Source organism: Mycobacteriales bacterium (assembly GCA_036497565.1).
Classification (GTDB): domain Bacteria; phylum Actinomycetota; class Actinomycetes; order Mycobacteriales; family QHCD01; genus DASXJE01.
Genome location: DASXJE010000013.1, coordinates 1 through 21,123 on the forward strand (window position 1 = coordinate 1; position 21,123 = coordinate 21,123).

20 protein-coding genes and 1 tRNA gene are annotated in these 21,123 nt (G+C 73.2%); all 21 read right to left on the bottom strand.

The features are described from left to right. Window positions 1–274: 274 nt before the first annotated feature. The 21 genes from VGH85_00980 to recN all read right to left on the bottom strand — a co-directional run bounded on the left by VGH85_00980 (window position 275) and on the right by recN (window position 21,117). Window positions 275–348: transfer RNA gene (locus VGH85_00980), tRNA-Pro, on the bottom strand. A gap of 58 nt (window positions 349–406) precedes the next feature. After that, window positions 407–1,774 carry a ribosome biogenesis GTPase Der gene (der, locus tag VGH85_00985; GenBank protein ID HEY2172365.1) on the bottom strand — a complete coding sequence of 456 codons (1,368 nt, stop codon included), beginning with the start codon at window positions 1,772–1,774 and terminating at the stop codon, window positions 407–409. Between the two features lie 26 nt (window positions 1,775–1,800). Next, entirely contained in the window at window positions 1,801–2,469 is a 669-nt protein-coding gene (locus VGH85_00990) for a lysophospholipid acyltransferase family protein (GenBank protein HEY2172366.1), read from the bottom strand. Further along, window positions 2,466–3,140 (bottom strand): (d)CMP kinase, encoded by a 675-nt coding sequence (cmk, locus tag VGH85_00995; GenBank protein ID HEY2172367.1) that lies wholly within the window; start codon window positions 3,138–3,140, stop codon window positions 2,466–2,468. The genes VGH85_00990 and cmk overlap by 4 nt, the downstream gene beginning before the upstream one ends. Before the next feature lie 97 nt (window positions 3,141–3,237). Next, window positions 3,238–3,600 carry a chorismate mutase gene (gene aroH, locus VGH85_01000; GenBank protein ID HEY2172368.1) on the bottom strand — a complete coding sequence of 121 codons (363 nt, stop codon included), beginning with the start codon at window positions 3,598–3,600 and terminating at the stop codon, window positions 3,238–3,240. Between the two features lie 47 nt (window positions 3,601–3,647). Next, window positions 3,648–4,412 carry a pseudouridine synthase gene (locus VGH85_01005; protein HEY2172369.1) on the bottom strand — a complete coding sequence of 255 codons (765 nt, stop codon included), beginning with the start codon at window positions 4,410–4,412 and terminating at the stop codon, window positions 3,648–3,650. Next, window positions 4,405–4,965 carry an SMC-Scp complex subunit ScpB gene (gene scpB / locus VGH85_01010; protein ID HEY2172370.1) on the bottom strand — a complete coding sequence of 187 codons (561 nt, stop codon included), beginning with the start codon at window positions 4,963–4,965 and terminating at the stop codon, window positions 4,405–4,407. The genes VGH85_01005 and scpB overlap by 8 nt, the downstream gene beginning before the upstream one ends. Next, window positions 4,962–5,780: a segregation/condensation protein A gene (locus tag VGH85_01015; protein ID HEY2172371.1), complete on the bottom strand. Its 819-nt coding sequence runs from the start codon at window positions 5,778–5,780 to the stop codon at window positions 4,962–4,964. The genes scpB and VGH85_01015 overlap by 4 nt, the downstream gene beginning before the upstream one ends. Window positions 5,781–5,823: 43 nt before the next feature. Beyond that, window positions 5,824–6,489 (bottom strand): hypothetical protein, encoded by a 666-nt coding sequence (locus tag VGH85_01020; protein HEY2172372.1) that lies wholly within the window; start codon window positions 6,487–6,489, stop codon window positions 5,824–5,826. A 15-nt stretch (window positions 6,490–6,504) separates the two neighbouring features. Beyond that, on the bottom strand, window positions 6,505–7,518 hold the full coding sequence (locus tag VGH85_01025) for a ParA family protein (GenBank protein HEY2172373.1): 1,014 nt from the start codon (window positions 7,516–7,518) through the stop codon (window positions 6,505–6,507). A gap of 124 nt (window positions 7,519–7,642) precedes the next feature. Next, window positions 7,643–8,506 carry a site-specific tyrosine recombinase XerD gene (locus tag VGH85_01030; GenBank protein ID HEY2172374.1) on the bottom strand — a complete coding sequence of 288 codons (864 nt, stop codon included), beginning with the start codon at window positions 8,504–8,506 and terminating at the stop codon, window positions 7,643–7,645. A 104-nt stretch (window positions 8,507–8,610) separates the two neighbouring features. Then, a complete protein-coding gene (gene ald / locus VGH85_01035) occupies window positions 8,611–9,726 on the bottom strand; it encodes an alanine dehydrogenase (protein ID HEY2172375.1) in 1,116 nt (371 codons plus the stop codon). Between the two features lie 278 nt (window positions 9,727–10,004). Next, entirely contained in the window at window positions 10,005–10,613 is a 609-nt protein-coding gene (locus tag VGH85_01040) for an NUDIX hydrolase (GenBank protein HEY2172376.1), read from the bottom strand. A 2-nt stretch (window positions 10,614–10,615) separates the two neighbouring features. Next, complete coding sequence (locus VGH85_01045; protein HEY2172377.1) at window positions 10,616–12,301, bottom strand: CTP synthase; 1,686 nt, start codon at window positions 12,299–12,301, stop codon at window positions 10,616–10,618. 54 nt (window positions 12,302–12,355) lie between these two features. Further along, window positions 12,356–13,522: a glycosyltransferase family 4 protein gene (locus tag VGH85_01050; GenBank protein HEY2172378.1), complete on the bottom strand. Its 1,167-nt coding sequence runs from the start codon at window positions 13,520–13,522 to the stop codon at window positions 12,356–12,358. After that, the gene (locus VGH85_01055; GenBank protein HEY2172379.1) at window positions 13,515–15,155 is read right to left on the bottom strand and encodes a lipid II flippase MurJ; all 1,641 of its coding nucleotides are present in this window, start codon (window positions 15,153–15,155) and stop codon (window positions 13,515–13,517) included. Before VGH85_01055 ends, VGH85_01050 begins: the two co-directional genes overlap by 8 nt. After that, complete coding sequence (locus VGH85_01060) at window positions 15,152–15,976, bottom strand: hypothetical protein (protein HEY2172380.1); 825 nt, start codon at window positions 15,974–15,976, stop codon at window positions 15,152–15,154. The genes VGH85_01055 and VGH85_01060 overlap by 4 nt, the downstream gene beginning before the upstream one ends. Next, a complete protein-coding gene (locus tag VGH85_01065) occupies window positions 15,973–16,914 on the bottom strand; it encodes a copper transporter (GenBank protein HEY2172381.1) in 942 nt (313 codons plus the stop codon). Before VGH85_01065 ends, VGH85_01060 begins: the two co-directional genes overlap by 4 nt. Further along, window positions 16,911–18,095, bottom strand: coding sequence for a putative cytokinetic ring protein SteA (gene steA / locus VGH85_01070; GenBank protein HEY2172382.1), 1,185 nt, complete (start codon window positions 18,093–18,095; stop codon window positions 16,911–16,913). Before steA ends, VGH85_01065 begins: the two co-directional genes overlap by 4 nt. An 89-nt stretch (window positions 18,096–18,184) precedes the next feature. Beyond that, window positions 18,185–19,351, bottom strand: a complete 1,167-nt coding sequence (locus tag VGH85_01075; GenBank protein ID HEY2172383.1) for a GNAT family N-acetyltransferase — start codon at window positions 19,349–19,351, stop codon at window positions 18,185–18,187. Next, on the bottom strand, window positions 19,348–21,117 hold the full coding sequence (gene recN / locus VGH85_01080; GenBank protein ID HEY2172384.1) for a DNA repair protein RecN: 1,770 nt from the start codon (window positions 21,115–21,117) through the stop codon (window positions 19,348–19,350). The genes VGH85_01075 and recN overlap by 4 nt, the downstream gene beginning before the upstream one ends. Window positions 21,118–21,123 lie beyond the last annotated feature (6 nt).

Genomic DNA, 21,123 nt, shown 5'->3' on the forward strand with positions numbered 1-21,123 from the left:
CAAAGATCCTTACGCAGCTTGAGTTCCCCATCCGTCACAGTCGCCACGATGTCGTTCCAGGGGCGGTCAATCGCGGCCATCGCACCCTCGACGAGCTGAACGCGCTTCGCTAACTGTCGCCGGTGGAGATGGTGTGCGAAACAGGGACCTCGGACTGCTGTCAGCCGGCATTACGCGCAACATCCATGCAGGCCGTAACAACATTTAGGTGGCAGAGGTCGAAGCGTCGGTCTGGCGGGATTAGTGCCATCCCTCTGCCCTGCGCTTTCGTCTGTCGGGACGACAGGATTTGAACCTGCGACCCCTTGACCCCCAGTCAAGTGCGCTACCAAGCTGCGCCACGTCCCGATGCCCGCAGCGCGCTGCGAACGTTGGTCAGGCTACCGCATGGGCCGACCGGGCTAGCTCACCGCCGGGGCTTACGCTCCCGCACGCGTACGGCGATGTCGATCGGCGTACCGGGGAATCCGAACTCCTCCCGGAGCCGGCGTTCGATGAAGCGGCGGTAGCCCGGCTCGAGCACGCCGGTGGTGAACAGGACGAATCGGGGCGGACGGGTGCCGGCCTGGGTGGCGAAGAGCACCCGGGGCGCCCGGCCGCTGCGGGCCGGCGGCGGGGTCGCGGCCACCACGTCGGTGAGCCAGGAGTTGAGCCGGCCGGTGGAGATGCGCTGCTCCCACGACTCGAGCGCGGTGCGCAGGGCGGGCGCCAGCCGGGTCACGCTGCGACCGGTCTTCGCTGAGACATTCACCCGGGCCGCCCAGCGCAGCCGGGCCAGGTCGCGGTCGATCTCGCGTTCGAGGCGTTCCCGGCGGTCCTCGTCGACCAGGTCCCACTTGTTGAACGCCAGCACCAGTGCGCGGCCGGCCTCGACCACCGCGGCCAGCACCCGCTGGTCCTGCTCGCTGATCGGTTCGCTGGCGTCGAGCAGCACAACCGCCACCTCGGCCGCGTCGATCGCCGACGCGGTACGCAGGCTCGAGTAGTACTCCGCGCCGCTGGCCTCCTTGACCCGCCGGCGCAGGCCGGCGGTGTCGACGAACTTCCAGACCTCGTCGTCGAGGGTGACCAGGCTGTCGACCGGGTCCCTCGTGGTCCCCGCAACCGGGTCGACCACCGAGCGTTCGGAGCCGACCATCTGGTTGAGCAGGCTGGACTTGCCGACATTGGGCCGACCGACCAGAGCCACGCGGCGCGGGCCGCCCTCGATATCGCGGTCCGGCGGGGCCTCCGGCAGCGCGTCGAGGATGGCGTCGAGCAGGTCGCCGGAGCCTCGGCCGTGCAGCGCGCTCACTGCATGCGGCTCCCCCAGCCCGAGCGACCACAGCGCCGCCGCGTCGGACTCGACCCGCTCGTCGTCCACCTTGTTGGCGGCGAGGACGACGGGGACGTCACCGCGCCGCAGCACCCGGGCCACGGCGTCGTCGGACGCCGTCGAGCCCACGCTCGCGTCGATGACCAGGAGTACGGCGTCCGCGGTCTCGACCGCCCGCGCCGCCTGCTCGGAGACCCGTGCGGCCAGTCCCTGCGCATCGGGCTCCCAGCCGCCGGTGTCGACGACGGTGAACCGGCGTCCCCGCCACAGGGCGTCGTAGGCCACCCGGTCGCGGGTGACGCCCGGCACGTCCTGCACCACCGCTTCGCGGCGGCCCAGGATGCGGTTGACGAGCGTCGATTTGCCGACGTTGGGCCGGCCGATCACCGCGAGTACGGGCGCTCCGACCGCGGACTCGTCGGTCGCGTGCGCGGCGTCGGTCACGTCGTCGGCAGTCATGTCACCGGTGGGGAGGCGGTCGTCGGTCACGATCGACCCTTCGTGCCGGCACTCGCGACCAGGTCGGCGAGCTCGGATCTGATCTGCTCGGCGGCGTCGGAGATCGCCCGGCGCGACGCCCGACCGGTCGAGCCGACCTTGAACGGCGCACCGAACACCACCCGGACCGGAGGCCGCCGCATGGTCCGGCGGTACCGCCAGATCACCGACGTACCGACACATGCCACCGGCAGCACCGGAGCCCCGGAACGCACCGCGAGATAGGCCACACCGTGCTCGACGGCGGCCACCTCGCCACTCCCCCGGGTGCCTTCGGGGAACACCGCGATCACACCCCCGGCCGCCAGGGTGTCGAGTGCGGCGATGATCGGCGTGCGCTCGGCGATCCCCCGGCGTACCGGGATCTGCCCGATGCGGCGCAGGAACGGTCCGAGCGGTCCGACGAAGACCTCGGCCTTCACGAAGAATCCGACCGGCCGCGGCAGCTGACCGAACAGCAGCGGCCCGTCGAAGATGTGGCTGTGGTTGGCCGCGATCAGCACCGGGCCGTCGGCCGGGACGTTGTCGAGGCCGACCAACTCGCACCGGGTGAACAGCCGCGCCAGGAAGCGGCCGAACCCCTGGCCGCGCAGCATCCCGGGGGTCCCGTCGGCCCGCTCCTGCGCGGTGAGGTCCGGGCTCTTCTTCGGGCTCACCGCACGGCGTCCTCAGGTAGCAGCGAGAGCACCCGCTCGACGACTGCATCGACGGACATCTCGGTCGTGTCGAGTTCGACGGCGTCCTCGGCCGGCCGGAGCGGGTCGGTCGACCGGCTGCTGTCGTAGCTGTCCCGCCGGTGGATGTCGGCCTGCGTGGCGGCAACGGCGGCCGCCTCGTCGCGGCCGTGCTGGCGGGACCGGCGCAGCGCGCGTACCGGCGCCGCAGCGGTCAGGTAGATCTTGGTGTGGGCGCACGGAGCGACCACGGTGCCGATGTCCCGGCCCTCGACGACGATCCCGCCGCCCCCGATCAGCTCGCGCTGCTGGGCGACCAGCCGGCGGCGTACCCCGGGTACGGCCGACACCGCGCTGACCGCCTGAGTGACCGCCTCGCCGCGGATCTCGGCCCTGACCGGGGTGCCGTCGACCTGCACGTGCTCGTGGTCGGGGTCGGTGCCGATCTCGATGGTGCTGGCGGCGACCACGCCCTCGACGGCGTCGGCGTCCTCCGGGTCGGTCTCCGAGCGCAGCACCGCCCAGGTCGCGGCGCGATACATCGCGCCGGTGTCGAGATACCGGGCCCGCAGTCGTCGGGCGAGGGTGCGGGCGACCGTCGATTTTCCGGTGCCCGCTGCACCGTCCAGCGCGAGCACACCGGTGAACGGCACGGCGATCTTCCTGCCTTCCTGGTCGGGGTCCGCCCGTCGGGGTGGCGGCGGGCCCTCCTGCCGGCAATTCTGCCGGGTCGCGGCGGCCGGCGGCGAGCTAGCGGTGCAGATCGGTGCGCAGCGCCGCCGCCCCGTGCAGGTAGACGTGCCGCAATTCGGCCCGCGAGCGCGGCGTCTCGACGTGGGCGAGCAGCCGCAGCACCCGCGGCATCGCCCCCGGCACGGCGATCTCGGTCGAGCACAGCAACGGTACGTCGGTCAGGCCCAGCTTGCGGGCGGCGTAGGCCGGGAAATCCGCGGTGAGGTCGGGGGTGGCGGTGAAGACGATGCTGATGAGGTCATCGGCCGAGAATTCGTTGCGGTCCAGGACAGCCTGCACCATCTCCGCGGCACCGCCCAGGATCGCCTCCCGGCTGTTGTCGTCGACCTGGGTGGCGCCCCGCACCGCACGCACCGCCACCACAGTCCTCCTCGATCGACGCCGGGCAGCACTCTACCGTCGTGGGCCTAGAGGCCGACCAGCCGGTAGAGCGCGCCGAGCTCGGGGCGGGTGAGCGGGCGCACCTTGCCGGCCCGCTGGCTGCCTAGCTGGACCGGACCGATCGCCGTGCGCACCAGCCGAGACACCGGATGGTCGGCCGCGGCCAGCATCCGGCGTACGACGTGTTTGCGGCCCTCGTGCAGGACGACCTCGACCAGGGCCCGTCCCGCGGCCGAGTCGACGACCCGGAAGCTGTCGACCTGCACCGGGCCGTCATCCAGCTCGATCCCCGCGCGCAGCCGCCGGCCCAGGCCGCGGGCCACCGGCGCCGGCACCTCGGCGAGGTAGGTCTTCGGCACCTCATACGACGGGTGGGTGAGGCGGTGGGCCAGCTCGCCGTCATTGGTCACCAGCAGCAGTCCCTCGCTGTCGGCGTCGAGCCGTCCGACGTGGAAGAGCCGGGTCGCCGCGGAGCCGCGGAACCGGTCGTTGACGAAGTCGGCGATGCAGGGCCGGCCGCGCTCGTCGGACATCGTCGACAGCACACCGCGGGGCTTGTTCAGCGCCAGGTGGACCAGATCGTCGCGCAGGTTGACCCGCATGCCGTCGACCCGGACCACCGCCTGCTCGGGGTCGACCCGCAGCCCGTGGGTGCGTACCACCTCGTCGTCGATGCTGACCCGGCCGGCCGCGATCAGGTCGTCGGCCGCGCGCCGGGAGGCGACGCCGGCCGAGGCGAGAAGTTTGTTCAGCCGGATGCCCGAGGGACCGTCGGCGCCGGAATCAGGCATCGGCGATGCTGTCGTCGAGCTCGGCGTGATCGGGCAAGAGCGGCGCCAGCGGGGGCAGCTCGTCGAGCGAGGTGAGCCCGAGTTTCTCCAGGAACAGGGGCGTCGTCTGGTAGAGGCCGCCGCCGGTGTCCGGGTCGTTGCCGCACTCCTGCACCAGACCCCGGGAGAGCAGGGTCCGCATGACCGCGTCGACGTTGACGCCGCGGATCGCCGACACCCGCGACCGGGTGACCGGCTGCCGGTAGGCGATCACCGCGATCGTCTCCAGCGCCGCCTGGGTGAGCCGGGTCTGCTGCCCCTCCAGGACGAAGCGTTCGACCAGCGCGGCGAACTCCTCCCGCGAGTAGAGCCGCCACCCGCCGGCGATCTCCCGGAGGTCGAGGCCCCGGGCGTCGGCGTCGTACTCGCTGCGCAGCGCGGCCAGCGTGGCCTCCACCTCGGGCCGGGACCGGCCGACGGTCTGGGCCAGCGTCATCACGTCCACCGGCTGGTCGACCACGAGCAGCACCGCCTCGAGCGCCCCGCGCAGCCAGCGGTCATCGGCCTCACTCACTGGTACTCCTCGTCGATCGCGTCGTCTGCGGTCTGCTCCGCCGGCGCCGTACCGGTCCAGCGGACCTCGAGCTCACCCAGTGGCGAGAGCTGTTCGAAGGTCACCGCGTCCTCGCGATAGAGCTCGAGCACCGCGAGGAACCGGGCGACCACTTCCAGGGTGTGGGTGCAGTCGGCGACGAGCTCCTGGAAGGTAGCCGTTCCCACCTCCGCCAGCCGCGCCCGCAGCACCCCGGCGTGTTCCCGGACGCTCACCCGGGGCGCGTGCACGTGATCGGTCGCGATGACCGGCGGGGGCTTGGGCGTCAGGGCGACCACGGCGAGCCGGGCGAACTCGGCCGCTCCGACGCCCAGCAGCACATCGGGAAGCGCGTCGGCGAAGCGCGGTTCCAGGGACACCGCGCGCGGGAAGCGCCGCGCCTGGGCCCGCTCCCAGCCGCCGAAGATCGCGGCGATCTCCTTGTACGCCCGGTACTGCAGGAGTCGGGCGAAGAGCAGGTCGCGTGCCTCCAGCAGGGCGAGGTCGTCCTCGTCCTCCACGTCCGCCGCCGGGAGCAGGCGCGCGGTCTTCAGGTCGAGCAGCGTGGCCGCCACGACCAGAAACTCGGTGGCCTGCCCGAGGTCCCACGCCGTGCCCGCAGCGCCGATGTGGGCGATGAATTCGTCGGTGACCTGCGACAGCGCGACCTCGGTGACGTCGAGCTTGTGCTTGGCGATCAGCGACAGGAGCAGGTCGAACGGCCCCTGAAAGTTGGTGAGGTGCACCTCGAACGCCGCGCGACCGCCGGCGGCGGCTGGGGTCGGCGTGGCGGTCACGGCCCGACGGTAGTCGACCGCGGGCGACGACGGCGTACGGCGCTCATCCGAACACGGCGCGCAACACGGCACCGACGATCACATTGAGCAGCCGGACGAGCAACGGCCCGCCCGGACCGATCGGGAGGACGAGCAGCACCAGCAGTATGGCGACCCCGATGTTGCGGTCCTCCAGCGCGATCCTGGTGCGCTGCCAGCCGTGGGTCTCCCGCATGAACAGCGACAGGACCCGCCAGCCGGTCAGCGGCGGCAGCGGCACCAGGCCGAGGACCGCCATCCCGGCGGCCTCCAGCCCGGCGCAGAGCAGGATCGTCTGACCGGTGGAGACGAGGTCGACGCCGCCGATCACGTCGCCAGGGGTCAACTGGGCGACGATCAACTGGGCGCCGCCGGCCGCGCGGAAGCCGATCAGTGCGGCCGCGGCGAGCGCCGCGACGGCGACCGGGCCGGCCAGCAGCGCGATCGCCCGCCGGCCCCGTGAACGCAGGGTGACGGTGAAGGACTCGCCCCAGCCGATCCCGCCGAGCGCGGCCGCGACCGCGCCGAACGGATCGACGTAGGTGGCGATGGGGTGGCCCGTCGTACGCAGCGATCGGTCGCCCAGCATCCGGGCGGCGACCTGCTGTGCCGTCCGATGGACGAGGACCGCGAGAAGGTAGCCGATCAGCAGACCGAAGAACGACGCCGGATGCCCGAGTGCGCGCAGCACGCGGTCAGCGCTCCCTCACCGGGAGAGGACCTCACGGGCGAGGTCACGGTAGGCCTCGGCACCGACCGAGCTCGGTGCCCACGTGGTGATCGGCTCGCCGGCCACCGTCGTCTCCGGGAAGCGGACGGTGCGGGAGACCACGGTCTGGTAGACGACGTCACCGAACGCCTCGACCACCCGGCTGAAGACTTCGCGGCCGTGCACGGTGCGCGGGTCGTACATCGTGGCGAGGATCCCGTCGACCTGCAGGGACGGGTTGAGCCGGTCCCGGACCTTGTCGATGGTGTCCATCAGCAGGGCGACGCCGCGCAGGCTGAAGAACTCGCACTCGAGCGGGATGAGCACGCCGTCGGCGGCGGTGAGGGCGTTGACGGTCAGCAGGCCCAGGGACGGCTGGCAGTCGACCAGCACGTAGTCGTAGTCGGCGACGACCGGGCGCAGCACCCTGGCCAGTGCCTGCTCGCGGGCCACCTCGCCGACGAGTTGCACCTCGGCCGCGGACAGGTCGATGTTGCTGGGCAGCAGGTCCATGTCGGGGACGTTGGTCTTCATCACGACGTCCTCGGCGCGGACGTCCCGGCCCATGATCAGGTTGTAGATCGTCTTGTCGAGCTGGTGCGGGGCGATGCCCAGGCCCACGGACAACGCGCCCTGCGGGTCGAAGTCGACCAGCAGCACCTTGCGCCCGAACTCCGTCAGGGCGGCACCGAGGTTGATCGTGGTCGTGGTCTTGCCGACCCCGCCCTTCTGGTTGCACAGCGCAACGACGCGCGCCGGCCCGTGCCGGTCGACCGGCTCGGGCTCCGGGATCGCGTGACGGCGCTCCTTGGCCGGGTCGGGCGCCCGGCGCGGAGTCCGTCCGACGGCGGAGTCCTCGGCAGGGGGCGCCTCGGCGGGAGCCGCCTCCGGATCCTGCGTCATGTCCTCTGCAGGAGGCGTGTCCGACACAGGCGCGCCATAGGGGCTGTCTTCACCGAGCGGGCGCTGGTCCCGCTCGGGCCCGGGCGGGCCGGGCGGGAACGTCGTCATGCGGCCCGGACCTTTCAGCGTCGTGAGGCTGTTCTCGGGTTCGGCTCTGTGCGGTTCGAACGACTCTAGCGCGTGCGAGCGCGGGTGCAACGCAACCGGCCCGTGCTGCGGCTGCCCAGTGTCCTCAGCCACGGGCTCGGGGGTGGGCGGTGGCGTAGACCTCGCGGAGCCGATCGACGGTCACCAGGGTGTAGATCTGGGTGGTCGTGACCGAGGCGTGCCCGAGCAGCTCCTGCACTACGCGTACGTCGGCCCCGCCGTCGATCAGGTGGGTGGCGAAGGAATGCCGCAGGGTGTGTGGCGACACCCGCCCGGTCAGTCCGGCCCGCCCGGCGGCGGCCCGCAGGATCGCCCACGCGCTCTGCCGCGACAGCGGACCGCCGCGGGCGTTGAGGAAGAGCGTCGGGGATCCGCGGCCGCGCTCGGCCAGGGCGGGACGGGTCCGGACGAGATAGTCCTCGACGGCGCGGATCGCGTAGGAGCCGACGGGCACCACGCGCTGCTTGCCCCCCTTGCCGGCGAGCACGACCGACGAGCCGACGATGTCGAGGTCGTCGACCGCGAGCCCGACGGCTTCGGAGATCCGGGCTCCGGTCCCGTACAGCAATTCCATCAGTGCCCGGTCGCGCACTGCCAACACCGGGTCGCCGACCGCGGCGGCGTCGAGCAACCGCTGCACTTCGTCGACCGGGATCGCCTTGGGCAGGCGGCGCGGCGGCGCCGGCGGGTGGACCGCTCGGGCGACGTCGTCGGCCACGATCCCCTCCCGGGAGGCGAACCGGTGCATGCCGCGAACGGCGACGACGGTCCGGGCCGCGGAGGCGGCGGACAATGGCGGGTGGTCGGAGTCGCCCTCGCGCAGGGTGGCGAGGAAGTCGGCGATCGTCGCTTCGCCGACGTCACCGAGGTCGTCAAGGCCGCGGCCGTCCAGGTATTCGGTGTAGCGCCGCAGGTCGCGCCGGTAGGACAGCAGCGTGTTGGTCGCCAGGCCGCGCTCGACGGCGAGGTGGTCGAGGTAGGCCCGAACGACCTGCGGTGGCGTACGCCGTACGCCGCCGGTGGGCCGGACCGCGGTGGCCGGCTGGACCGAGGTCAGGACAGGGCCTCGGCGAGCGGTGTCACCGGGAGGTCGTGCGCCTCGGCGACCGGCGGGTAGGTCAACTTGCCGCCGATGGCGTTGACGCCGAGGGCGAGGGCCGCGTCGCGGGAGACCGCGTCCCGGAGGCCGTAGCCGGCGAGCTCCATCACGTAGGGCAGTGTGACGTTGGTCAGCGCGTGCGTCGAGGTGTTGGGGACCGCCCCGGGCATGTTGGCCACGCAGTAGAAGATCGATCGGGCGACGGTGAACGTCGGGTTGTCGTGGGTGGTCGGCCGGGTCGACTCGAAGCACCCGCCCTGGTCGACCGCGATGTCGACCAGCACGCTGCCCGGCTTCATCCGGCCGACCAGCTCGTCGCTGACCAGGGTCGGCGCCTTCGCGCCGGGGATCAGCACCGCGCCGATGACAAGGTCGGCGTCGATGCAGGCCCGTTCGACCTCGTAGGTGTTGGAGGCGACCGTCTGCAGGTGCCCCTGATAGATCCGGTCGGCCGCACGCAGCTTGTCGATGTTGTTGTCCATCAGCAGCACCTCGGCCTGCATGCCGAGGGCGATCGCGGCGGCGTTCATCCCGGACACCCCGGCGCCGAGGACGACGACCTTGGCCGCGTAGACGCCCGACACCCCGCCCATCAGCACCCCGCGACCGCCGGCTTCCCGCTCGAGGCAGTGCGCGCCCACCTGCGGCGCCATCCGGCCCGCCACCTCCGACATCGGAGCGAGCAGCGGCAGCGCGCGGTCGGGGGTCTGCACGGTCTCGTAGGCGACCGCGTCGATGCCGGAGTCGAGGATGGCCTGGGTGCAGGAGAACGACGCGGCGAGGTGCAGGTAGGTGAAGAGGATCTGGCCCCGGCGCATCCGGTGGTACTCCTCGGGCACCGGCTCCTTGACCTTGAGGACCAGATCGGCCTCGCCCCAGACGTCGTCGGCCGTCGGCAGGATCTTGGCTCCGGCCGAGATCAGGTCGTCGTCGGGGATCGAGGAGCCGATCCCGGCGCCCTTCTCGACGAATACCTCGTGCCCGGCGCCGGTCAGTTCGTGCACGCCCGCCGGGGTGATCGCGACGCGGTACTCGTGGTTCTTGACCTCGCTGGGGATTCCGACCTTCACGAGCGTCCCTTCTCGCCACGCGGTCCGACCGGCGCCGTTGCCGGGTGCGGTCCCGCCCGCGACCGCCGGCCGGATTCGCGCCGGTGCCCGCGGCGCCGAGTCTAGGACGAGCGGCGACCTGACATAAGCACTCCGAAAACCCGGCGCGTCGCAATCGGGCGCGCCCAGGACGATCCCGACAATTCCCCCGCGCGGATTCCGCGTCAACGTGACGTTGATGCGGATAGAGCGCTTGAACGTGACGTTCAAGCGGAATGGGAGCGGCGGATGCCAGGCGGTCAGTGGGGGCGGGCGGGCCAGGGGGCGTCGGCGGGCCGGAGCCCGGTCCAGCCGGCCTGTCGGGCGCGGTCGGCGGCAAGTACGCCGGCCACGGTGGCCGCGTTCTCCAGACCGCCGTTCATGGCCCGGGCCACGGCGTCGTCGAGGGCGATCCAGTCGATCGCCATCTCCGCCTCTTCGTCGCCGTGCGCGACATAGCGGTCCGCCTGGGGCACGGTGGTGAGGTCGCGGGCGAGATAGACCCGCTGGACCTCCTCGGAGATCCCCGGCGAGCTGGCCAGGTCGACCAGCGTGTGCCAGGTCGCCGCGCGCGTTCCGGCCTCTTCGAACAGTTCGCGGCGGGCGGCCTCCCAGGGCGGCTCGCCGTCGACGTCGAGCAGGCCCGCCGGGATCTCCCACAGCTCCCGATGCAGGGGATGGCGGTACTGGCGGACCACGCCGATCCGGTCGTGCTCGTCGACCGCGGCGATGACGACGGCGCCGGGATGCATCAGCACTTCGCGTACGGCGGTGCCGCCGCCCGGCATCGCGACCTCGTCCCGCCGCAGCCCGAAGAGCTTGCCGCGGTAGACCACGTCCGAGCGGACGACGTCGAAGGAATGCGCCATCCTCAGACCCGGGCCGGCGTCGGCTCGGGAATGTCCACCGGCAGCCGCTCTGCCGCGGAGTAGTCGAGTGCGGCGGCGATGAACTCCCGGAACAGCGGGTGCGGCCGCGTGGGCCGCGACTTGAACTCCGGGTGCGCCTGGGTGCCGACGTAGAACGGGTGCGTCTCGCGGGGCAGTTCGATGAACTCGACCAGCCGGCCGTCCGGCGATTCGCCGGAGAAGACCAGCCCGGCCTCCTCGAGCCGACCGCGGTAGTCGTTGTTGACCTCGTAGCGGTGCCGGTGTCGTTCGGAGGCGGACTCCGTGCCGTACGCCGCCTCGACGATCGTGCCGGGCACCAGCCGGGCCGGGTAGGCGCCCAGCCGCATCGTGCCGCCCATGTCGCGTTCGCCGGCGACGACGTCGCGCTGGTCGGCCATCGTCGCGACCACGGGGTGCGGGGTGTCGGGCTCGAACTCCGCGGAGTTGGCGTCGGGCATCCCGGCGAGTGCACGGGCGGTGTCGATCACCATGCACTGCAGGCCTAGGCACAGGCCGAGGACGGGGATCGCCCGGGTGCGGGCGTAGCGGACGGCGCCGACCTTCCCCTCGATGCCGCGTACGCCGAAGCCACCGGGGATCAGCACGCCGTCGACGTCGGCGAGCGCGCGGGCGGCGCCCTCCGGCGTGATGCAGTCGTCGGACTTGACCCAACGGATCGACACCTGCGCGTGGTGCGGGAATCCCCCGGCGCGCAGCGCCTCGGTCACGGACAGGTAGGCGTCGGGCAGGTCGACGTACTTGCCCACCAGGGCGATCCGGGCGACCTGGCTGGGGTGATGCACCCGGTCGAGCAGGTCGCCCCACACGGTCCAGTCGACGTCGCGGAACGGCAGGTCGAGGCGTCGTACGACGTAGGCGTCGAGCGCCTCGGTGTGCAGGACCTTCGGGATGTCGTAGATCGAGTCGGCGTCGGCGAGGGAGATGACCGCCTCGGTGTCGACGTCGCACATCAGCGAGATCTTGCGTTTGAGGCTCTCCGGGAGCTCGCGGTCCGACCGGCACACCACGGCGTCCGGCTGGATACCGATGCTGCGCAGCGCCGCGACCGAGTGCTGGGTGGGCTTGGTCTTCATCTCCCCGCTCGGCGCGAGGTAGGGCACCAGCGAGACGTGCAGGAAGAAGCAGTTGTCCCGGCCGACGTCGTGGCGCACCTGCCGGGCCGCCTCGAGGAAGGGCAGCGACTCGATGTCACCGACGGTGCCGCCGACCTCGGTGATCACGACGTCGACGTCGGGGCCGCCCATGTCGAGGACCCGGCGCTTGATCTCGTTGGTGATGTGCGGGATGACCTGCACGGTGTCGCCGAGGTACTCCCCGCGACGCTCCTTGGCGATCACGGCCGAGTAGACCAGCCCGGTGGTGACGTTGGCCGAGCCGTGCAGTTCGACGTCGAGGAAGCGCTCGTAGTGGCCGATGTCGAGGTCGGTCTCGGCACCGTCCTCGGTGACGAACACCTCGCCGTGCTGGAACGGGTTCATCGTGCCGGGGTCGACGTTGAGGTAGGGGTCGAGCTTCTGCATCGTGACCCGGAGCCCGCGCGACGTCAGCAGGCTTCCCAGGCTGCTGGCGGTCAGGCCCTTACCGAGGGAAGAGGTGACTCCCCCGGTGACGAAGACGTGCTTGGTCGTCCGTTCGGACTGGGACAAAGGGGGCTCCCGTGGTCGGCCGGCGCGGGCGGTCGGCCCGCGATCCACGGAAACTCACGGTAACACGCGGGCGAAGTGCGACCGGCGGGTCGCCGGGTCGACCCGCCGTCGGCCGAGCAATTCGGCGTAGAGCCGGGCGAGTTGGGTGGCGGTGTCCGCTTCGCCCGGCCAGGTGCGGGCGCGGGCCGCACCCCGCTCCGCGAGCGCCGCGGCCCGGTCGGGATGGTCGAGCAGTCGGCGTACGGCGCGGTCGAGCGCGACCGGGTCGTCCGGCGAGATCAGCACCGCGCCGTCGGCGACCAGGCCGGGGACGCCGCCGACCGAGGTCGCGACGAGCGGCCGACCGGCCCGCAGCGTCTCCTGCGCGACCAGCGACCGGGCCTCCCACCGAGACGGCAGGACGACGACGTCCGCGGCGGCGAGCAGGTCGGCCACGTCGTCCCGGCGGCCGAGCAGGTCGACCGGGGCGCCGGTGGCGGCGATCTCGTGCGCCAGGCGCGCCTGCAGCGGCCCGTCGCCGGCGATCGCGACGTAGGGCATCGGGGTTCGGTCCCGCCAGCGCGCGGCCGCCCTGATCAGGACGTCGAACCCTTTCTGCGAATGCAGCCGCCCGATGGCCAGCACCAGCGGGCGGTCGGCGGCTCCGAGTTCGGCGCGTACGACGCCGGCCGACCGGGTGGGCGGTGGGAGGAGCGGCGCGGCGACCTCGCCGAGGCGCACGTCGCGGCCGCCGAACCGGCGGATCCGCGCGACGAGATCCTCCGAGGCGCCAAGACCGACGTCGGCTCCCCGGGCGACCCGCCGTTCGAGCGGGGTCAGCGCCCGGGCGCGCAGCCCGGTGGCCAGCACCCGGTTGTGCCAGGTCACCACCAGCGGCCCGGACCGCCCGGTGCCGGCGACCAGCGCCACCAGCCCGGCCCGCAGGCCGTGGGCGTGCACCACCTCGCAGTGGGCGGTGAGCCGGCGCAGCCGGCGGGCCGCCCGCAGGTCGGCCAGTGGGCGCAAACCGGGGGCGATCTCGACCGGGGCGAACGCGGCTCCGCCGGCGCTGAAATCGAACAACTCGTCGGTCGCGGCCGGTCCGCACACGAGGACCTGCGCGCCGGCCTGCACCAGCGCGGCCGACACGGAACGCACGTGCTGACCGACCCCGCCGGTGCTGGTGGCGAGCACGAGAGCCAGCCGACGGCCGACGACCGGCCCCGGCGCCGGGTCAGCCACCGGCTCGCCGATACCGCAGCACCATGCGGACGTCGTCACGGGCCAGCACGGCGAACACGCCGCCGGCCACCAGCAGGGTCACCGTCATCACTGCGGCACTCTGCCCGACCGCGGCGCCGGCGCCGGACCCGGGCAGCGCATCGGCGACCAGTCGCCCGACCGTGCCGCCCGCCGCGGCGGCGACCAGGGCGACACCCGCCGTGCGCGGCAGGCCGGCGAGCGTCCCCGCGCCGGCACGGCGGAGCACGCCGGCGGCCAGAAGAAGCGCGGCCACGGTCATGCCGATCGTGTTGCCGAGCGCCAGGGCCAGCACCCGGTCGCCGGTCGGAAGTAGGTCGGAGAGCACCACGTCGGCGACCACCACCACCAGCCACCCGGCGACGGTGCACGCCGCGGGCACCCGGGCGTCGTGGCGGGCGTAGAGCGCCCGCGACAGCAGGGCGAGCAGGCCGTAGCCGACCAGGCCCGGCGCGAACGCCACGATCCCCTGGGCGAGCGCGCCGACGTCGGCGTGCCGGCCGACGCCCTCCACGAGCAGCCGGGCGACCGGCCAGGCCGCCGCGATCAGCATCGCCATCGCCACGACGGAGACTGCGACGACCGCGCGGGTCACCTGGCCCGTCGTACGCCGGTAGCCGGCTGCGTCGCCGTCCTGCGCGGCGGTCGACAGGCGCGGGAACGCCGCCGTGGCGAGCGGAACAGCGAGCACCGCCCACGGCACCAGGAACACGGTCTGCGCCAGGGCGTAGACGACGACGGTGCCGCCGGCGGTGCGCTCGTTGGCCAGCCGCAGCGCTATCGCGACCGACACCTGCTGCGCGATCAGGGCGGCGACCCCGGCGGCCGCCAACTGACGGGCCCGCCGGGCGGCGCCGGGCGGGAACCGCAGCGTCGGGACGAGCCGCAGCCCGGTCCGGCGCAGCGGCACCAGTAGCGAGAGGGACAGCACGGCGACGCCGAGCGTGGTGCCGATCGAGAGGGTCAGCTCGGCGCCCCGGCCGAGCCCCGCGATCGACGACGAGAAACCCGCCTCGAGCCGATAGGTGAGGTAGGCGCCGATGACCACCAGGCTGGACAGCAGCGGGGCGAGCGCCGGGCCGGCGAACCGCTCGTGCGCCTGCAGTACGCCGGCGAGCACGATCCCGACGCCGTAGAGCACGATCTGGGGCGCGAAGACGACCAGCATCCGCGCGCCGAGGTCGACCGCGCCGGCGCAGGTGGTGCCGCCCAGCAGCAGCCCGACCACCGGCCGGGCGAAGATCGCCACAGCCAGCGCGAGCGGCGCTAGCAGGAGCACCGTCCAGGTCAGCAGCGCGGACGCGGTGTGCCGCACCCGGGCGCGGTCGCCGGCACTGACGCCGGCCGCGAGCAGCGGGACGACGAGGCTGGCCAGCGCCCCGCCGGCCGCGATCTCGTAGAGGATGTTGGGCACCGTGTTGGCGGTCTGGTAGGTGCTGCCCACGCAGGTCGGGCCGACGGTACGGGCGAAGACGAGCTGCCGCCCGAAGCCGGCGACCCGCGCGCAGACGGTGAGGACGGCGATGAGCAGCGCACCGTGCGCGATGCCGCGCGCCACCTGCCGGGTCGCATCCGGGGTGGGTGCGCGACCGCCGGGCTGGACCGTCGTACTCATCGGGATGGCCCGTCGGGCCGTCGACCGAGCGCGTCGAGTTCACGCAGGCCGGGCGTGGCCCTGATGACCCGGCTGAAGCTCGCCACCTCGCTGAGCGCGGTGAGCCCGGCGATGCCGGCGAGCAGCGCCCAGCGACGGCGGCCGGACACGCCGGCGGCGAGCCGGACGCCGAGGATCGCGCCGACCGCGTTGGCGCCGGCGTCGCCGAGCATCGTGCGCTCCCCCAGATCGTCGCCGAGCAGCGCGACGGCGACGCCGAGCGGCCCGGCGACCATGGCGCCGTTGCGGCCCCGCAGCAGCGGCGCGCCGATCAGCAGCGCCGCCTTCAGGGCCCGGCCCGGCCGCAGGTCGAGGAGGTTGAGGAGGTTGGCGGTGCCGGCGACGATCCCGCCGGCCACGAGCCGGTCCACCGGTCCCCGGGCCACGGGTCCGGCCGCGACGACCCCGGCGGCGCCGATCCCGGCGACCTTCGCGACCCCACTGGTGACCCGGCCGTCGGCCAGCGCGCGCAGGTGCCCGCGGAAGCCCTTGTCCGGCGCCGGATCCGGCCGGCAGTCGTCGTAGCCGCCGACGACGCCCGCGGCCAGACCGGCGAGCGCGACGCTGCGGCGCAGCCCGGCCGACGGCGCCCCCGCCGCGGCGGATACGGCTCCGGCCAGCGCGACGACCGGGCCGGCGTGCAGGCTGACCGGCCGCCCGCGGTAGTTGAGCCGGGTCCAGGAGGCGCCGCCGCCCGGCAGCCGGTCCCGCGGCACGGCCAGAAGTGCCCGGGCAAGACCCGCGCCGGCCAGGGCCAGCACCGGGCACCGCAACGTGTTCACTGCCCGTTTGACGGGAAGGTCGATTCGGCGTTGCCGGCGATGCCGTACTGCCCGGTCTTCCCCTTGCTCTGGTCGGCGAGCGCGAGCACGGTGATGACCTGCCCGGACGCGCGATCGGCGTCATCCACTGTGGACACCTTGGCCGAGATCGCCTTGTCCTGCCGGATGTTGCCGATGACACCGTCGTCACCGGCGACGGGCGCACTGCCCGCCACGACAGCGCCCTTGCCCTGCGAGTCCAGCGCCCCGGCGAGGTCGGACAGTGTGCCGGCCTGAGCCGACGGGTTGGCGCCGGTCTGCGCGTCGCTGGCGACGAGTACGGCGTAGTCGGAGGGCGTGACCTGCTTGCTGACCAGCCGCAGCACGCCGAGCTGGGAGAAGCCTGCCAGCACCTGCTCACGTTCGGAGTTGCTGGGGGCATTACCCGATGTCGGCTGCATCAGTACGTCGGCGAGCAGCGAGCCGGCCAGGACGCCGGAGTCGTTGCTGCGCGGCAGCCGCAATCCCGCGGGGAGCACGCCCGGTGAGGTGACGAAGTCCCGGAGGCCGGTCGCCAGCCGCGGATCGACGTAGTCGGAGGTGAGCTGGACCTGGCCGGAGATGGTGGCGCCGCCGCTCTTGAGTGCCTGGGTGACGCCGTCGACGAGCGCGTTGCCGGCCTGCGGTGCGGCGACCACCAGCACGCGGGCGCCCTTGAGCCGCCCGGCGACCACGCTCGCTCCGACGCCGGTCGCGAAGTCGTCGTCGGCCTTGATCTGGCTCTGCAGCTGGCGGGTGGATTGCTGCAGCGTGTGCTTATCGGTCTTGAGTCCGTCGACCTGATGGTGCAGGTCGGTGAGGACGGCGCCGTTGAGCTGCGTCGTACCGACCACGATGCCGAGCGCCAGCGCAAGGAACACCGAGATGAGCGACACGAGGTGATAGCGGAAATCGATCACTTGAACAGGCCTTGGATCCAGAAGACGAGGCTGTCCCACTTGTCGACCAGCAGGTCGAGATAGGTGCGGCCCGCGTCGGACACCGCCAGCGCTGCACCGATCGCGACGAGCGCCGCGAGGACGAGCAGCAGCAGGGCCCGGGTGGAGATCCGGCTGCGGTAGAGGCGGCTGACGCCCTTGGCGTCGACCAGCTTGCCACCGACGCGCAGTCGGGTGAGGAACGTCGAGGCCATGCCGCCGCGGCCCTTGTCGAGGAACTCGACGAGCGTGGCGTGGGTGCCGACGGCGACGATCAGCGCGGCGCCCTTCTCGTCGGCGAGGAGCAGGGCGACGTCCTCGCTGGTGCCCGCGGCCGGGAAGGTGACGGCCTCCACGCCGAGATCCTGCACGCGCGAAAGACCTGGCGCCCGGCCGTCGGGATAGGCGTGCACCACGACTTCGGCGCCGCAGCGGAGGACGTCGTCGCTGACCGAGTCCATGTCGCCGACGATGAGGTCGGGCGTGTAGCCCGCGTCGCGCAGCGCATCCGCCCCACCGTCGACCCCGACCAGCAGCGGACGGTATTCCCGGATGTAGGGCCGGAGCGCGGCGAGGTCTTCCTTGTAGTCGTAGCCGCGGACGACGACCAGGGCATGCCGTCCCTCGAACTTCGTGCGAATCTCCGGTACGCCGACCCCGTCGAGAAGCAGCGCCCGCTCGCGCTTCATGTACTCCATCGTGTTGGCGGCGAACGCCTCGAGCTGTGTCGACAGCCCCGCCCGGGCCTCCACGAGCTGTTCGGCGATCAGCCCCTGGTCCTGCGCCGTACCGTCGGCGACGCGCTCCTCGCCGATGAAGACGGCGCCGCCGTCGACCCGCACCCGGGTGCCCTCTTTGATCGCGGCGAACACCTGGGGACCGACGCCGTCGACCAACGGAATCCCGGCGGAGACGACGATCTCCGGCCCGAGGTTGGGATAGCGCCCGGAGATGCTCGGCGAGGCGTTGACGACCGCCGCGACCTTCGCGGTCACCAGGGCGTCGGCGCTGACCCGATCGAGGTCGACGTGGTCGATGATCGCGACGTCACCAGGGTTGAGCCGGGGGGTGAGGGCCTTGGTACGCCGATCCAGGCGCGCCACCCCGACCACTCCGGGCAGACCGGGGTCGCCTCGGTTCCGGCGCAGCGTCGCAACCTTCATGGCCCTGAGTCTCCCATCGGACCCGACGACCTCCCTGGATGCCACGCCCTGGCCGCCCGGACCACGCTGTCCCCACCGGCGGCCGGTCACTAGAACGCGTCGAGCAGCTGCGGGCGCGGGCCCGCGAAGGCCGCGTCCACGGCCGCCAGGTCGGCCGGTTCACCGGTGAGCAGGCCCGCCCGGCGCAGGGCCGCCGCGCTCGCGTAGGACGAGTAGAGGGACGCCAGGGCGCGGATGTGCACACCGACCGCGCCGGTCCCGCCCGGCTCCCATTGGGCCTCCCCGTCGGCGATGACGAGCCGGTATCGGCCGGCGTTCCACGGCGCGTCGGGGTCGGTGACGTCGAGGTCGATGCTGATCGCGAGACCGTCGGGCCACCCGCGTGCGGCCATCGCCGGCCCCGCGTCGACGATCCGGGCCATCCAGCGGTCGACGTAGACCGGGGCGCCCAGCGGCAACGGAAGCGCGAAGGTCAGCAGGTCGGGGTCGAGCACCCGCATCCGAAGAGTCTTGGTGACGGTGCCCCAACTGGCGAGGTGGCGGAGCAGGGCGGCGCCGGCCGCCAGGTCGTCGCAGATGAGGTCGTGCACGACGAGCCGGCCGACCTCGCGGGTGTAGCTGGTGTAGCCGCACGCCTGCCCGTCGCGCTCGGCGATCACCACGCCGTCGAGGGTGAGCAACTCGTCGGCGGAGAACATCGGCCCGTCGCGGGTGAACAACCCGGTGCCCTGCTCACCGACCTTCTGGTAGAGGTAGACCACCGTCTCGACGTCGTCCTTGCCGGCCTCCCGGATCCGGACCGCCGGGTCCGGAACGGGCACCGCGGCGAGGGCCGCCGGGGCGAATTCGAACTCGGTCAGCGTGCCGGCGGTTTCCCAGCCGGTACGCCGGTAGAGCCCGGGCACGCTCGGGTAGAGCACCGAGATGACCTGCCCGGCGGCCCGCATGCGCGGCAGGAGTGCCCGCATGAGGTCGCTGGCGATTCCTCGGCCACGGTCGGCCGGGGCCACGGCGACGCCACCGATGCCGCCGACCGGGACGGTCCGGCCGAGGTACCACTGCCGGTAGGGCCGGATCTGCGCGGTCGCGACCAGCCGGTCGCCGTCGAAGGCGCCGAGCCGGGGAGCGACGACGTGCTCATCCTGCCACCGGCGGAGCCGCTCCGGAGTCACGTCCGCGGCCGAGCCGAAGGCCAGCGCGGTCAACCGCCCCGCGACCTCCAACTGGTCGTTGGTGAGCTCCCGGACCTCGGTCATCCACGTACCTTTCCGCGTGCGGCGGCGTCGAGCAGTTCCTCCGCGTGCGCCTGCCCCAACTCGCTGTCGGCCAGCCCGGCGAGCATACGGGCCAACTCCCGGGTCCGCTCGCCGGCGGCGAGCGCCCGTACCCCGCTCCGGGTGATCGTGCCGGCGTCGTCCTTGTCCACCACGAGGTGCTGGTCGGCGTACGCCGCCACCTGCGGCAGGTGGGTGACCACGATCACCTGGTGGCTCGTCGCCAGCCGGGCCAGGCGCCGGCCGACCTCGGTGGCGGCCTGCCCGCCGACGCCCGCGTCGACCTCGTCGAAGACCATCGTGGTCACCGGGTCGGCGTCGGCGAAGACGACCTCCACAGCGAGCATCACCCGGGACAGTTCCCCGCCGGACGCGGCCCGCTGGATCGGGCGGGCCGGCGCGCCGCGGTGCGAGCGGAACAGCAGGGTGACCTCGTCGACACCGTCGGGGCCGGCGGTCACCTCGGCGCCGTCGACGGTCAGCGTCGGGGCGCCGGCCTCGACCGGCCGTGGCCGGACCTGCGCCTGCACCTGGGCGTCGGGCATCGCCAGGCCCGCCAGCTCGGCGGTCACCGCCGTGGCGAACCGTTTCCCGGCTTTGGCGCGGGCCCGGGACAGCCGGCCGGCCAGTGCGGCGGCTTCCTGGCGCGCGCTGTCGCGGTCGGCGGCGAGCGCGGCGAGCGCGTCGTCGGAGGGGTCGAGGTCGGCCAGCCGGCGCTCGGCGTCATCGGCCCAGGCGAGGACCCCGGCGACACCGCCGGCGCCGGTGCCGGGGTCGGCGTAGCTGCGGGTCAGCGACCGCAGCTCGGCCCGTCGCTGCTCGATGGCCGCCAGCCGACCGGGATCGGCGTCGAGGCCGTCGAGGTAGGAGCCGAGATCGGCCGCGAGGTCGGCGACCAGCCGGCCGACCTCGGCCAGCCGTTCGGCGAGCCCGGTGAGCTCCGGGTCGTCGGTGTGCTCGAGCGCGCGCCGGGCGGCCGCCACCAGCACGGTCGCGTCGATGCCCTCGCCGGCGCCGTCGGCCGGGTCGGCGGTCAGGCTCTCGTGCGCGGTCTGGGCGGCCACCCGCAGGGCGTCGGCGTTGGCGAGCCGGGCGGCCTCCGCATCGAGGTCGTCGTCCTCTCCGGGCCGGGGGTCGACCTCGGCGATCTCGGCCAGTCCACGCCGCAGCACCTCGGCCTCGGCCCGCAACTCCCGCACCCGGCCGGTCCGGTCCGCGAGGGCGCGGGCGCACTCCTGCCAGCGGGTGAAGCGTTTGCGGTAGTCCTCCCGCAGGTCCGCGACCGGCGCACCGGCGTAGCGGTCGAGGGCGGCGCGCTGCTCGACCGGCCGCAGCAGGGCCATCTGATCGGACTGGCCGTGCACGGCGAGCACCGGATCGCACAGTTCGGCGAGCACGCCGACCGGTACCGAGCGGCCGCCGACGTGGGCCCGGGACCGGCCCTCGGGGAGCACCGTGCGGGCGAGGATGAGCGAGCCGTCCTCGTCGACCTCGGCGCCGGCATCCGCGGCCCGGGCCAGCACGGGTGCCCCGGGCGGGAGTTGCAGCCGGCCCTCGACCGACGCCCGGGCGGCACCGGCGCGCACCAGACCGGTGTCGGCGCGGGCTCCGAGGAGCAGGGTGAGCCCGGACACGACCATCGTCTTGCCCGCACCGGTCTCGCCGGTGAGCACGGTCAGGCCGGGGCCGAACTGCAGCGTCGCATCCTCGATCACCCCGAGACCGCGGATGCGCATCTCCTCGAGCACGGCGCG